Genomic DNA, 13,534 nt, shown 5'->3' with positions numbered 1-13,534 from the left:
GAATATATGATTTGATGAGGGCGGTTGAAAATAGAGCATGGTTAGGCTCGTGCCTGCCTTTACCAAAAGCGCAGCAGGCAGAAGACGCCGTCAGACGAAAGTAACAGAAACAGGGAAATCAATTTTATTTTTATGTTACCTGTGGTATATTTTAAACACTACTGTCCGGACGTTTGAATAAATATTTGTTGTAAGTATTATAATCCAAGAGAGATACAAGCAAAAAAGGTCGTAATCGATTTGAAATTCAAAGTATACTATAGCCATTCTATTCTTCATAACAAACAGAAAGGAATGGCTCATGAATATAGGAAAAACTGTTTTCTCACAAGTAATCGATTTTTTACCCATGCATGAATTTTGTATAGACCTTGATCAGACCGTTTATGCCCTGGATTCCACAACGATTGACTTATGCCTTTTCCCTTTTTCCTTGGGCAAAATTTAGAAAGTATAAAGGAGCTATAAAACTGCATACTCTCATGGATTTGCGCGGCAGCATCCTTCGTTTGTCAAAATTACAGACGGTAAGGTTCATGATATAAACGTTCTTGACGATCTTATTCCAGCACCGGGTTCTTTCTACGTAATGGATCGTGGGTATCTCGACTTTGCACGGTTGTATAACCTTACTGTGTGCTTAGCATTCTTTGTTATTCGTTCCAAAACAAATCTCAAATTTTGGAGAATATAGTCACATCCGATTGATAAATCTCTTGGTCTGATATGCGATCAAACCATAGTTCTTTCAAATGCTGACTCAGCAAAAGATTATCCGAAAAACTTACGGCGAGTGGGCTATTACGATGCTGAAAATCAAAAAAATCTTACTTTCCTGACGAACAACTTTTTCCTTCCCGCCATTACCATTGCTCTTATTTACAAATCTCGATGGCAGATTGAATTATTTTTCAAGTGGATGAAACAACACTTGAGAATAAAAGCATGTTACGGTACTTCTGAAAACTCGGTAAAAACTCAAATATGGATTGCAATCTCCGTTTACGTGCTTGTTGCAATTATTAAAAAGCGTCTAAATTTAGACATGAGTCCTCTACACAATTTTACAAATTTTGAGTATTACACTATTTGAGAAAGTCCCTATTTTACAAGTACTTACAAGTTCTGATTATAAAAGCGAACCATGCTTTCCTTATAAACAATTGTCTTTGCTCAACTTATAACCGGACACTAGTGATAAGAGCATATTGCTATACGCCCTACTTTAGACCGCAAGACATCGTTATTGTTGAGATTTTTTCAAAAAACTAATCCGATAATAACGACCTGCCGGTATTTCATCTTTAATTGACGGTACTCAAACTCCACTTTTTCTTTCCAATCGTGATGTGAATTGAATGAGAGTCCACCCGTATTCCCACAATGTCCCGGTAAAAGTATCCCCCTGGCGGTAAAACCCCATTTGCACAAACGTTCCGCAATCTCCCGCATCTGGATTGGTCCACAGCCAAAACCATGGATAAGCAGGCACGCCGTATTGCCATTACCAAGGGTAAATTCCTTGTTATAGAGAGACAAATCACTCAGTATAGAATTCTGTTGCATAATTTTTCTAAAAACTCCAGAAATTCACTTCGTTTGTTTATCAGAAAAAGATAGTTTTTCAATCTGCTCCATAATCGAATTTGTAATCTCCACAATTCCTTTTTTATTTTCCTTATTTTCGATATTATCAAATATCAGGGGTCTGCCAAAGGTTACTTTAATTCTGGAAATTTTTGGTATCTTCGCGCCCTTTGGTAAGGCCTCGTAAGTGCCGGAGATAAAAGCCGGAATGACGGGTGCGCCGCTCTTGACAACGAGAAAACCGATACCCGGGTTTCCCTCCTGGAGACGGCCCTCCCTGCTTACACCCCCTTCGGGGAAGATGCCCAGAACATCGTTCTTTTTCAAGACTTCAACGCCTTCTCTCAGTGCGGCTATGTTGGAACCTTTCTCTTTAACACAGATACAATGTAATACTCTAAACAACCATTTCCAACGTCCTTCGTAATACAGTTCTGTCATCATGAAAGAAATACGCCTTGGAAATATCGTTTGAAGTACGACAGGATCCATGTAACTGAAATGGTTTGCCGCCACAATCAGCGGCCCCTGAAGTGGTATGCTCCCTCTATTTTCAACCTCGGTATGATAAAATACCTTTAACAAAACAACACCTATTGCCTTGAGCGCAAAGAAGAAACAATTGTTCAGAAAACCAGGGAGCCTATGGAAATTGCGGTAAATACATACACCTGTTGAATGATTAATCCCCTTTCTCCCCCCTTCAGGAAAGGGGGATTTCGTGTAATTTGTCCGGAAATTATGCATCTTTCGTCCCCTGTTGCAATAGGGTATTCAGTTTGAAACTCCCCCATGCCACGAGAATGCCGACCAGAATGGATCCGGTAAGAAGACCGCCGCCGAGCAGGGTAAAAATCAATCCCAGAGGAGTTAGTGAAGTAAAACCCCATACCTTCCCGGCAAAATCGGAGATTGCTACATAAAAGCTAATACCGACAAACCAGAAAATCGTACCAAAAAAAATGAGTATTATCAACCTTACATCGTGGAAAATTATTTCATACCCTCCCTGATATCCGTTAATACAACGGCCACACCTTTGATCTGGCACGTTCTTTTTCTTTCATTGTTAGTTCCCTATGGCACCTGCAGAGAAAAGATAGGTAAAGCCGTTGAAGTACATGGATGCACTGAATTCCACAGAATCAAAGATAATACATCCAGCAGCGGTACCGGCCAAAACACTTAAGAGTGCCGAAGATGCAATGAGTGAATTGGCAACAAGGAGATGGTGGTTTTCAACAAGATTGGGAATTATTGAAAATTTTGCCGGCAGGGGCTTTTTAAGACAAATATTTAGCCTCGTCTCTTCCCTTCTCTTCATGTACGAAATAGAATAGAGTTCCGCCTGCTATGAAGAAGAACGAAACCGATATGATGCCTGCTCGTGATGCAATATTACTGCTGTAACCCATAGATTTTACTAGTAGACCTACTCCCCCAATGAGGACCGGGCCGATAACAACTGAGAATTTGCCGAGCATATTATAGAAGCCAAAGTACTCAGCTGATTTGTCGACAGGGATTATTTTTGCATAATATGAGCGACTTAACGCCTGAATACCTCCTTGGACCAGACCAACGATGACGGCGAGGATAAAAAACTCTTTTTTGCTTTGAATAAAGGCGCCCCAGATGGAAACAAACAGATAAACTGCAATGACGATAAAAATGGCACGCCTGGCGCCTATCTTAACCCCAAGGTAACCAAATACTATGGCGGCTGGAAAACCAACGAACTGGGTGACGAGCAATGCAACGATTAAGTCGCTGGATTCGAAGCCAATGGAAATGCCATAATCCACTGCCATGTGTACAATTGTATTCACACCATCAATATAGAGCCAGTAAGCGACAAGGAACAAAAAAATGGTTTTTAAATGTCGGATCTTATGAAAAGTCTCTTTTAATTGAGCAAAACCCGCCTTCACCATGCTTATGCCTGTAGCCGAATTAGCTTTTTCATTTCTTGGCTCTTTCACAAAGAGGAATAGCGGAACCGAAAAGACTGCCCACCAGATACCTACGGAGAGGAATGAGAATTTTATAGTTTCTCCGGCATCTGCAAATCCGAATGTTTCAGGACTGCGGGTCATCCATACATTTAGAGTGAAAAGTATACCACCCCCCAGATAGCCCAGAGAAAAACCCAAAGCAGAAACAAAATCTATCTTCTTCTCAGATGCAACACCAGTGATCAATGCGTCATAGAAAATGTTACCTCCGGAGAACCCAATGGTTGCCAGGACATACAACATAACAGCAATAGGCCAATTACCCTTTGAAACCGTGTATAGCGAAGAAGCCATCACCGCACCCATGTAAGCGAAAAAAAGAAGAAACCTCTTTTTTGATGTTCCTTTGTCAGCAATAGCACCCAATACAGGAGCTGACAGACCCACGGTAATACCGGCAATAGAATTTGCAAGTCCTAATCTTGCAGTACTTACGGTGGCATCAGCGCCGGCACTCCAGAATTGTTTAAAAAAAATCGGAAAAAATCCAGCCATGATCGTTGTGGCAAAGGCTGAATTGGCCCAATCATACATGCTCCATCCGAAGATTGCTTTCTTGTCATCGAGATGCATTGGCTATTTCCGCTGCTTTCTCATAAAAGTTCTGCTTTGTAATTACGAATAATAAAACACGATTTAACGAGAGATCGAAGGAATTTGGGTGACAATTCTGCGGGCAATGTGGTTCATTAAAAAAGGGAACTTTAAGGCATGTAAAATACCACCCGGCGGATGGCTAAAGCAAGAAATTTTTTAATCCTTAATTACGAGACGAAAGGGGGGAAGTGTGAGGTTCTCAGATGTACTGGTCAATGAGCGTATAATAATCGACCTGCAAGAGAAGGATAAATACGAAGTCTTGGAAAGTATGTGAAAAGGAATCATATTTTTTCATGGCAGAGCACAGTATATATCGATATTTTATCGTATCATTGTACTGATTTCGATAATTTTTTATCCTTGATTTATCCTCCTGCTCCTGTTATTAGTTGTATCTGCAGATTCATAAAATGGACAACAAGAGTTGAAACCGCAGATTTCACAGAGTATACAGATGGAAACTTTTTTTAATCCTTTATCGGTTGCCATTGTTGGCGCTACTGAAAAACCAGGCAGTTTACCGGGCATTATCCTGAAAAACCTCCTCGGTAAGGGTTTTCAGGGCAAGATATACCCGGTAAATCCCAAATACGGGATGGTTTTTGGCTTAAAATGTTTTCCTTCGATACTGGATATCCCGGATGAAGTAGCATTAACGGTAATCGCCATTCCTGCGTCGCTGGTATTGGATGTCGTAAAGCAACAGGCGCAAAAAAGAATTCATCATGCCATAATTATCAGCGCTGGTTTCCGTGAAATGGGCGCTGAAGGTATCGAAATGGAAGAGCAGATCAGACAGGTTGCAATCGGAAATGACATCAAGATTCTCGGTCCTAATTGTTTGGGGGTTCTGGATAATTATACCAATTTTACCACCTCATTCCTGTCATGGGAAAGGGTCAGCAACCCGAAAAAAGGTTCGCTCTCAATCCTCTCTCAGAGTGGCGCCTTTGCCGTGGCCCTGCTGGACCTGGCGACACTGGAGGGACTAGGTATAGCCAGGATGGTAAACTACGGAAACAGAATCGACGTGGGGGAATCCACTCTCTTGCCATTTTTAAGTGATGATATCCATACAAAGGTAATTGCTATCTATATGGAGTCAGTCGACCATGGTAGGAAGTTTATTGAAGCAGCCAAAGCCTGCTCAAAGAAAAAGCCTATTGTAGCACTTAAGGTTGGAAAGGGTGCAGCCGGTATTGCAGCCGCCAAATCCCATACAGGCGCAATTGCGGGAAACTATGAAATATACAAAGCAGCATTCCTGAAATCCGGGATTATTGAGGCAAACGGTCTGGAGGAATTTATCGACGGTGTTAAGGCCCTTTCCATGCAAAATCCCCCGAAAGGAAACAGAATCCTCATTGTTACCAATGGCGGTGGCTTTGGCGTTATTGTGGCCGATCACTGTTCTGAAAACGGGCTGGAAGTCCCACTCCCCTCTCCCCGGTTAAAAGAGAAACTGAAAAGTAAATTCTCAGCGTTCTATGTGGTAAACAACCCTGTTGATCTGACCGGAAGTGCATGCGATAGAGACTATTACACTGCCTTACAGACGTGCATGATCGAAAGTGACGAATACGACGCTGCCATCATCATACCACTCATGGCGCCTCAGGGCATGACTGAGAGGGTGGTTGATCTCGTCACGGATATCATGAATCGATCGGGAAAGCCTGCTGTTATATGCACGGTGGGAGGTGCATTTACCACGAAGGTCAAACAGTTATTTGAAGAACGGGAGTTTCCTGTCTATCCATCTCCTGAACGGGGCGTAAAAGCTATGTCAATGCTTCTGAAAAGGAGGGTATTACAGGAAGGCGCTGGGCATTCGGATATAAAATACAGAGATTAGGGATGGGACAGGTTACAAACAAAGCAGGTGGAAAATTCAAAACACGAAATCCAAAATTCGAAACAATTTCAAAATTACAAATTCAAATATTCCAAACCTCGTTTCCAATTTCTCTCATTTAATAGTAGCCTTTGTTTCGGACTTCGTCGTAAGCGCTTAGTCGAACGATTTTGATATTTGAATCTCGAATTTGTCAAAAAAACAAACGACAGTATGTGTTATTCACTTCCAAGTAACTCTTTTTGGTTGCGGCTTCCCCCGTTATGGTACTCGCATCCAGACATTTTCTAGAAAAACTGAAATCAAAAGAAGAACCAGGCTTGCAAGGGTGGGGAAGAGATAAAGGTCTTTCTTCTTGAGAACGGTTTCTATGGTAATCTTGTCCCTTTCGATTTTGTCGATCTCGTTGTAGAATTTGGCAACCTCTTCGAAATTCTCTGCATGGTAATATTTTCCCCCGGTTGATTCGACGGCCTCCTTTAATTCCTCAATATGTTCGGCCGCAACTTCCGGATCTACACCAGTAACATCCGAAGCCTTGACCGCCACGACATATGCCTTTATTCCCATTCTTTTCAACAGGCGCAAGGGTCTGGTGGGTGAGATACCAATGTTGTATATTCCATCGGTAAAGAGGATGATAAGCTTATTTTTCAGCACCTCCCTTTGTTCCATTTCTTTGACAAAAGAAATGGCATAATCGGCAAGATACTCTTTATTAATGCTATTTCTCAAGTCTTTTATGGTAAATTGCTTTCCCATCTCTTTTTCAAACAGCGCTGTGAGGGAGGTAAAGAGACCTTCTCCAATGGCCGTTTGATAACCCACCTGAGAGGCCTGCACACGTTCCAGGGATTTCTCCAGTAATTGGGTTTCCATGGTAGGAACAACAATGAGGGCGGCATCCGTACCAAAGATCGTAATACCTATGAGGTCATTCGACCGTTTTTTAATAAAATCACCGACAATCTTTTTTATCGTTTCAATAGCCGTTCCCGTCATACTAAAAGAAGTATCTATAGAAAGGATGATTTCCCGTCCCTGCAGGGCAGTCTTCTCCTGGTAATACCTTGTTTGCGGATGTGCAATGGCCACAATTGCAAAAAACGCGGCGCCAAAAAAAACAGGCTTATTGAGACGGGCAATAAGCCGTTTGGACCCTGCAGGCTCTCTCATATAATAGAGGCTGGAATACCCAAGAAACTTCTTTTCCCTCCAAAAGAGATATAAGAAGCCAAAAGGGATGAGGAGCAGAAAGAGTAAGGGGCTGGCGAAGGTCATTTATCTGCGATAATTCCTTCTATTCCCCGCAGCATCTTGTCAAATGCGTCTTTCTCAATGTGTCTGCCAAAAATAAGCCCATCGAGTTGTTTTAATGCTGAGTGGATGACGATTGATGTCTCTTCCGGGAATTGTTTCTGGATATCATAGTTCAAAAAACTTGACGTTGTGGCGGATTGCGCCGTTTCATTTGAAATGCCGATGAGGGTACCAAGATACGTTCGTAATGCTTTATTAATATTGTAGATATTTTCCCGGTTTAATGACTCATCATCGGAGAAGTGGGAAGACGACAGAGCATTTTTTAATCTTTCCAGGGCAATTTGGGGTGTTTCGCTTACCGGTTTTGGTGAAGACGGCGATACCTTTCCGGCAATAGAACGTAACGCAGTCACGCCCAAAAACAAAAACAGAACGATACCCAGACCCATGGGTAAATATCCATGGAAAAACAGAGATTTCTGTGAATAATACATTGGCCCTTTGATTCCCTCTAAAGGCACATCTACTGCCTTCAGGAGACTGTTAATAATAATAGGGATGGCGGCCGTCTTCACCTCTTTCGTCTCAATGATGCCCATTCCTGCTTCTGGCTTTGAACGTGATTCCAGATAATACAAAATCGTTAGTTCTGGGATTTCTGGGGTCTTTTTTTTCCCTCTCAGTTCATACAATGAAAGGGTGTAATTGAGTACTATCTTTTCGATATTTCCTTCCGTAAAATTTTCTCTATTCATTTTTAAGACTTCAAAGGGGGAAAAATTGAGTTTTTCAATGTTTTCCCATAATACCTTTACATTTTTTTCATGCCGGATTGTAAGGGCATAATTGATGCGGTCGCCGATGGTAATGACATCCTTATCCACCTTTCCTTCAGCAGAAACAGACACCTTTTTCACTGCAACAGGCGATGAAGCAGCCATGCCTTCGCTCTTATCAACTTCATTTCTGTATGAAAGAGAGAGAGTAGGGATAGAGTAGATACCTTCTTTCATATCTGAAGGCAATGAAAGCGCATAGGTAATTATCATATAATCATGTTCGTTATCAAAGATTTGACGTTCCCCTAGTATCACACCTTCCACCTTAAATGGGGAAAGATCGATCTTATCTACACCTTCCAGATTAACGGTCACCCCTAACTTCCACAAAACCTGAACGGTCAGATGCAGCGTCTTGCCTGTGATTATCCGGTAATCGTCAATAAATGTCCAGATTTCAATCGGTTTATCCGTCAGTACCGGCTCTTGTCCCATTTCTGTGAGTTCCTGAGTTTGGGGTTGCTCTTGTGCATTGACATGAAGAATACTATTTCCCCAAAACACGACGATCATACATAAGATGATAAAAAAATACTTCATCGTCTCCTTCTCCCCCCTCTCCTGATACGTCTGTCGAAAAATTCAGAGATTTTTTTAATCCACATTTCCTCATTTTCCTCAGTAGACAGCGCAAGATGGTCTATATTGAGTTTCCGAAACAAAGTCAGGTAAGGCAAAGACTCTCTGAGTGCGGTTGAAATATCAACCGATTTTATCGTACCTGTCTCTATATCCTGAACAGCCAGAAATCCCCTTGCATCAGGCAAGGACGATTCTGTTCTGTCGGAAATAACAATTGGAATTACTTCGTGCAGATAAGATAGCATTTTCAGCGATTGTTCATAGTTGTAAGGCGCCAAAAAATCAGATAATATAAATACCAGGGCCGGGGGAGAAATTTTTTCGTGTAAAAATGTAAACGCGCTATTTAAATCAGTACGGGTACTCGCGGGTGTTTCATGTAAGATATTTTTAACATTTATCAGCGCTTCCTTTTCGCCGGCTTTGGGCTGAATGTAATTTTCTACCCTATCGGTAAATGTAATAAAACCTATTTCATTGCCAGTTTCCGATGCGGCATGAACAAGGATTGAGAGAATACCTGATTGAACCTCTTCTTTTGTAGTAAGAAAAGAACCAAACTTTTCCGACCGGCTTTTGTCAACAAGAAATACAATGGTGACTCGTTTATCCACTAATTTCATGCGTACGTGGAGTTTTCCGGTTTTAACCGTTGCCTTCCAGTCGATGGACTTACAATCATCCCCTGGCTGGTACTGCCGGAGTTCATCAAGTTCCAGTCCATGCAGGGCATTCACATAACTGGAAAACGTTCCTTCGAAGAGGTTTCCAATCAATCGCTGTAATGAAAGCTTTATCCTCCTCTTCATCTTATTTATTCCAAAATAGGGAGCCGATGAAGGATTTTTTCAATGATATCGTCAGAATCAATACCCTGTGATTCAGCCTCATGGGTGAGAATAATTCTATGCCGTAAAACGGGATAAGCCATTTTATGAACATGTTCCGGCAGTACTATATCATCTCCAAGAATAAAGGCATAAACGCGGGCTGCTTTCGCTAACGCAATGGTTGCTCTGGGTGATGCCCCGTACATCACGAGATTTCTTAAATCCCCGTTCTCTTCATTCGGTCTTGTTGCCCTGACCAGGCGCGTAATATATTTTACGATGACTGAGGTTTCTTCCAAAGGCAGCCATTCAGAAATTGTGTGTCTTAAAGAGATCACTTCTTTCGTGTCTAAAACAACGTCTAGTTCAACCTCTTCATCCCGAATCTGCCTTTCTGTAATTTCCCTTTCATCCCCGTATGCCGGGTAGCGCACCTTTAGTTTAAACATGAATCGGTCTATTTCTGCCTCCGGCAACAGATACGTTCCTGATATCTCAATGGGGTTTTGGGTTGCCAACACAAGGAATAATTTTTCCAAAGGATAGGTTTCCCGCCCAATAGTCACCTGTTTTTCCTGCATCGCCTCGAGCAGGGCGCTTTGCACCTTTGCCGGCGCACGATTAATTTCATCCGCAAGTAATAAGTTGGTAAATACAGGCCCTTTTTGTATCCGGCTTTTCCTTGTTTCCGGATCCCACATTTCAAATCCTGTAATGTCACCGGGGATGAGGTCCGGAGTAAATTGCACCCGTTTGAATTTTGCATCCAATACCCGGGCAAGGGTTTTCACCGTTACCGTTTTTCCAAGCCCCGGATAACCTTCCAGGAGAATGTGTCCGTCCGAGAGAAGCGCAACAATGATACTCTCAATCATTTCATCCTGCCCAATAATAACCTTTCCCACTTCTTTTTTTATCTTTTCAATTTTTTCTTTGATAAAATCCCTGTCATTCGCGAGTGTTTTTGTCCGTACCTTCACAGTTTTCTATCCCCCATTTGCCGCAGCTAAATTGTCTTCCGGTTATTTTCATAAATTTGGATGTGTGCAAGTTGGCGGGGATAAACCGCCGCATCATAGGTAATTTTCAGCCAACACGCATGTTATTTTTGGATTAAATTATATAGTTTACTTTTTTTGTTTACAAACAAATTTATGGTTATTTTATTGCAACTCAATGTATTTTCATCAGGATACAACATTATCAAAAAAAATTTCCTGGCAAAGAAATCTAGTCCCATATACTGGCATGCAATATGCTTCCGTTGTTAACGTTTACTTCTTTGGAGAATTGTATTGACAGTAAATTTAAAAATGTGTATATACTGAAAATTTAATTCATAAGTCACATGAAAACAAATTCAATTACCGTTTAGTTTGATAAATTTCATTCATGGAAAGGGGTTTGAAAATGTCATTTTCAAAACCAAATGCGTCTGCTGCAACACGTACAAAAAACAGAACACCTAACGATAGAACACATGCCAGCGGCATGTGTTCGGTTTGCGTGGATGAGTGTCCGGGCTTATGCGAAATCGGGAAGTCTGCCTTCAGGGCATCGGAAAATTTATACCCGCAGCCTTTCGGAACTATCACGGCCGGGGCAGACAAGGACTATCCCGTAGACTTTTCTCACTTAAATATTATGGGAACTGCCGTTGGAGCGGTGGGAATAGAGGCCAACAGCGATAAGGCAATTTTTGAGAACGTAAACGCAGAAACACGGTTAGGCAAAGACAAGGGGATTAAATTAAAGTTGCCTATCATGATTCCGGGTTTGGGTTCGACGAATGTCGCAAAAACACATTGGGATGGCATAGCTGTCGGTTCTGCAATTTCTGGCACCGGTTTAACTATTGGTGAAAATGTAGGCGGCATGGATGTCAATACAAAGCTGGAGAATGGAAAGATAGTTCATTGCCCGGATATTGAATACCGGGTAAAAACCTTCCAGACGTGGCAGCAGGATGGTTACGGTGTTATCGTAATGCAGGAAAATGTTGAAGATAGCCGGTTAGGCGTACTGGAGTATGGCATAAATAAATTAGGTGTACAGGCAGTTGAAATGAAATGGGGACAAGGCGCAAAGGATATTGGGGGAGAGGTTAAAATTAACAGTTTGGAAAAGGCAAGGCTGTTAAGAGACCGGGGCTATATTGTATTACCCGATCCGTACGATAATACCGTAGCATCTCTTTTTGGGAAGGCGTTTAAAGAATTTGAAAGACACTCTCGTGTCGGAATGGTCAATGAAGAGGCATTTGTAAAAAGGGTGAAAGAATTACGGAAGGCGGGCGCAAAATATATTTTCCTGAAGACAGGCGCTTATAGACCGGCAGATCTTGCAAGAGCGGTGCGCTATTGTTCTGTTGCTGGTGTAGATGTATTGACAGTTGACGGTGCCGGCGGTGGCACGGGCATGAGCCCCTGGCATATGATGAATGAATGGGGGGTGCCAACCTTATATATCGCATCTCTTACGTATAATTATGTACATAAATTGGCATCAAAGGGGCAGTACGTTCCGGATATTATCCTTGCCGGAGGCTTTGCCTTTGAGGATGATATCTTTAAAGCTATGGCGCTTGGCGCACCGTATGTCAAGGCTGTAGGAATGGCACGCTCTCCGCTCTGTGCTGCCCATGTGGGAAAATTAATTGCTGAGCAGATCAAGAAGAACGATATCGATAAAACGATTGAACCTTATGGAAAAACAATGGAAGAAATATTCGTTCTGGCATCCAGGGCAAAAAGACTGTTCGGCACAAACGGCCGGGAAGTACCTTCGGGGGCAATTGGTGTTTATTCATATTATCAACGTCTATCCCAGGGTCTGCGACAATTGATGTGCGGTGCAAGGAAGTTTGCCCTGGAATATTTAACAAGAGACGATATTGTAACTCTAACTCGTGAAGCAGCTGAAGTAACTGGTATAAAATATATTATGGATGCAGATATCGAAGAAGCGGAACAGATCCTCATGGGAAAAGAAAAACCGTCGAAGCCGGTAGCAAAGGGAAAACCAAAAGTATCCTCAAAACCTGTAACCAAGGGAAAGGGTAAGGCGAAAAAATAAATCCTATCGAATTCTCTCTGGGAAAATCCTGCTCTCACGGAAATCGCTACAAATAAAATAGGGAAAAGGAGGCCGATAAAAATGGGGAAAAAAGGACAAAGCTATGTCTTGGCATTATACTGGCTATTACAGGTGTAAGGTCAGAGTCATTATATGCGAAGGAAAAGAAAATATTCGCCCTGGAAGATACCATTTTTGATCTTAAATCCTCAACATCGGGACTGGCAGTATATGGATATGTATCGGATAGAGAAAAACACCTGTTGCAGGCGCTACGGTGACAATAAAGAGCAGTACTGACGGTCAGGGAGAGGGACAAACGGAAAGTTCAGGTTTCTTGGGGCTTTGGTGGACTCGAAGATGATGCAACGTATACTGTTGAGGCAAAAAAATCTGGCCTCGGTTCAAAAAAGACAAGTTCCAAGATAAAGAATAACGAAGATGAAAACTTTATTATCAATTTTAAGTTTAAAGGGGTTGATGAGTAACAGGCCGTCCGTGAATGTAGCCGGTAAATGAAAATAAAAGATACAGTAAATTGCGTGTAGATTAAATGCGATCTATAAACAAATCAGAATTGTAAGGATTGGAGGTATCTATTGCGCCGCTACCCTGTCCGCCCTTCCTGATATCCCTCTCCTCTTTGATCTTTCGGTTAATTCCATCGAAGTAAAAATGGACGGTGTTACCGTCCTTGTTGATCAATCCTTTGAACAACTTTTCCTTGTCCTTTACCTCCTTTCCCTGCGCATCGCTGAAAAATATCTGATTATTACGACTGTCGTACCCAAATCGGATTGTCTGGCCGATATTATCCGTCGTCCTGACCAAACGATCCAGGGCATCATAAACATTTATGGTAGTAAATCTTTCGGTCAGTGATGGACT

11 protein-coding genes and 1 pseudogene are annotated in these 13,534 nt (G+C 42.0%); 3 read left to right on the top strand and 9 right to left on the bottom strand.

Translation table 11 applies throughout. From position 1 onward, the window contains the following. Positions 1-358 precede the first annotated feature (358 nt). Positions 359-1,184: pseudogene (locus tag BROSI_RS05045) on the top strand (IS4 family transposase); the annotation flags it as partial. A gap of 76 nt (positions 1,185-1,260) precedes the next feature. On the opposite strand, the gene BROSI_RS05040 reads toward BROSI_RS05045, so the two are convergent. From BROSI_RS05040 to BROSI_RS05020, 4 genes are all read right to left on the bottom strand, one after another. Further along, positions 1,261-1,566 (bottom strand): alpha/beta hydrolase, encoded by a 306-nt coding sequence (locus tag BROSI_RS05040; protein ID WP_052562680.1) that lies wholly within the window; start codon positions 1,564-1,566, stop codon positions 1,261-1,263. Positions 1,567-1,590: 24 nt separating this feature from the next. Further along, the gene (locus BROSI_RS05035) at positions 1,591-2,334 is read right to left on the bottom strand and encodes a lysophospholipid acyltransferase family protein (RefSeq protein ID WP_052562679.1); all 744 of its coding nucleotides are present in this window, start codon (positions 2,332-2,334) and stop codon (positions 1,591-1,593) included. Next, positions 2,327-2,638 (bottom strand): hypothetical protein, encoded by a 312-nt coding sequence (locus BROSI_RS05030; RefSeq protein ID WP_052562678.1) that lies wholly within the window; start codon positions 2,636-2,638, stop codon positions 2,327-2,329. The genes BROSI_RS05035 and BROSI_RS05030 overlap by 8 nt, the downstream gene beginning before the upstream one ends. A gap of 232 nt (positions 2,639-2,870) precedes the next feature. Continuing rightward, positions 2,871-4,175: an MFS transporter gene (locus BROSI_RS05020; protein WP_052562676.1), complete on the bottom strand. Its 1,305-nt coding sequence runs from the start codon at positions 4,173-4,175 to the stop codon at positions 2,871-2,873. A 481-nt stretch (positions 4,176-4,656) separates the two neighbouring features. On the opposite strand from BROSI_RS05020, the gene BROSI_RS05015 reads away from it, so the two are divergent. Beyond that, on the top strand, positions 4,657-6,057 hold the full coding sequence (locus BROSI_RS05015; RefSeq protein WP_052562675.1) for an acetate--CoA ligase family protein: 1,401 nt from the start codon (positions 4,657-4,659) through the stop codon (positions 6,055-6,057). Between the two features lie 261 nt (positions 6,058-6,318). Here the strand turns inward: BROSI_RS05015 and BROSI_RS05010 are convergent, their stop codons facing one another. Genes BROSI_RS05010 through BROSI_RS04995 form a run of 4 tightly spaced genes read right to left on the bottom strand, consistent with a single transcriptional unit; the run spans position 6,319 to position 10,551 of the window. After that, a complete protein-coding gene (locus BROSI_RS05010; protein ID WP_052562674.1) occupies positions 6,319-7,338 on the bottom strand; it encodes a vWA domain-containing protein in 1,020 nt (339 codons plus the stop codon). Beyond that, positions 7,335-8,699 carry a hypothetical protein gene (locus tag BROSI_RS05005; protein ID WP_052562673.1) on the bottom strand — a complete coding sequence of 455 codons (1,365 nt, stop codon included), beginning with the start codon at positions 8,697-8,699 and terminating at the stop codon, positions 7,335-7,337. The genes BROSI_RS05010 and BROSI_RS05005 overlap by 4 nt, the downstream gene beginning before the upstream one ends. Beyond that, positions 8,696-9,550: a DUF58 domain-containing protein gene (locus BROSI_RS05000; RefSeq protein WP_052562672.1), complete on the bottom strand. Its 855-nt coding sequence runs from the start codon at positions 9,548-9,550 to the stop codon at positions 8,696-8,698. The genes BROSI_RS05005 and BROSI_RS05000 overlap by 4 nt, the downstream gene beginning before the upstream one ends. 5 nt (positions 9,551-9,555) lie before the next feature. Continuing rightward, positions 9,556-10,551 (bottom strand): AAA family ATPase, encoded by a 996-nt coding sequence (locus tag BROSI_RS04995; protein ID WP_052562671.1) that lies wholly within the window; start codon positions 10,549-10,551, stop codon positions 9,556-9,558. 430 nt (positions 10,552-10,981) lie between these two features. On the opposite strand from BROSI_RS04995, the gene BROSI_RS04990 reads away from it, so the two are divergent. Next, the gene (locus tag BROSI_RS04990; RefSeq protein WP_052562670.1) at positions 10,982-12,646 is read left to right on the top strand and encodes an FMN-binding glutamate synthase family protein; all 1,665 of its coding nucleotides are present in this window, start codon (positions 10,982-10,984) and stop codon (positions 12,644-12,646) included. Positions 12,647-13,195: 549 nt separating this feature from the next. Here BROSI_RS04990 and BROSI_RS19730 read toward each other — a convergent pair. Further along, positions 13,196-13,477 carry a hypothetical protein gene (locus BROSI_RS19730; RefSeq protein WP_052562669.1) on the bottom strand — a complete coding sequence of 94 codons (282 nt, stop codon included), beginning with the start codon at positions 13,475-13,477 and terminating at the stop codon, positions 13,196-13,198. Positions 13,478-13,534 lie beyond the last annotated feature (57 nt).

Source organism: Candidatus Brocadia sinica JPN1 (genome assembly GCF_000949635.1).
GTDB classification, from domain to species: Bacteria; Planctomycetota; Brocadiia; order Brocadiales; family Brocadiaceae; genus Brocadia; species Brocadia sinica.
This window is presented reverse-complemented; position numbering and strand designations above follow the sequence as displayed.

Coding starts and splice junctions, on each gene's coding strand:
- BROSI_RS05040 (WP_052562680.1), bottom strand. CDS start 1,566: ATGCAACAGAATTCTATACTGAGTGATTTGTCTCTCTATAACAAGGAA.
- BROSI_RS05035 (WP_052562679.1), bottom strand. CDS start 2,334: ATGCATAATTTCCGGACAAATTACACGAAATCCCCCTTTCCTGAAGGG.
- BROSI_RS05020 (WP_052562676.1), bottom strand. CDS start 4,175: ATGCATCTCGATGACAAGAAAGCAATCTTCGGATGGAGCATGTATGAT.
- BROSI_RS05015 (WP_052562675.1), top strand. CDS start 4,657: ATGGAAACTTTTTTTAATCCTTTATCGGTTGCCATTGTTGGCGCTACT.
- BROSI_RS05010 (WP_052562674.1), bottom strand. CDS start 7,338: ATGACCTTCGCCAGCCCCTTACTCTTTCTGCTCCTCATCCCTTTTGGC.
- BROSI_RS05005 (WP_052562673.1), bottom strand. CDS start 8,699: ATGAAGTATTTTTTTATCATCTTATGTATGATCGTCGTGTTTTGGGGA.
- BROSI_RS05000 (WP_052562672.1), bottom strand. CDS start 9,550: ATGAAGAGGAGGATAAAGCTTTCATTACAGCGATTGATTGGAAACCTC.
- BROSI_RS04990 (WP_052562670.1), top strand. CDS start 10,982: ATGTCATTTTCAAAACCAAATGCGTCTGCTGCAACACGTACAAAAAAC.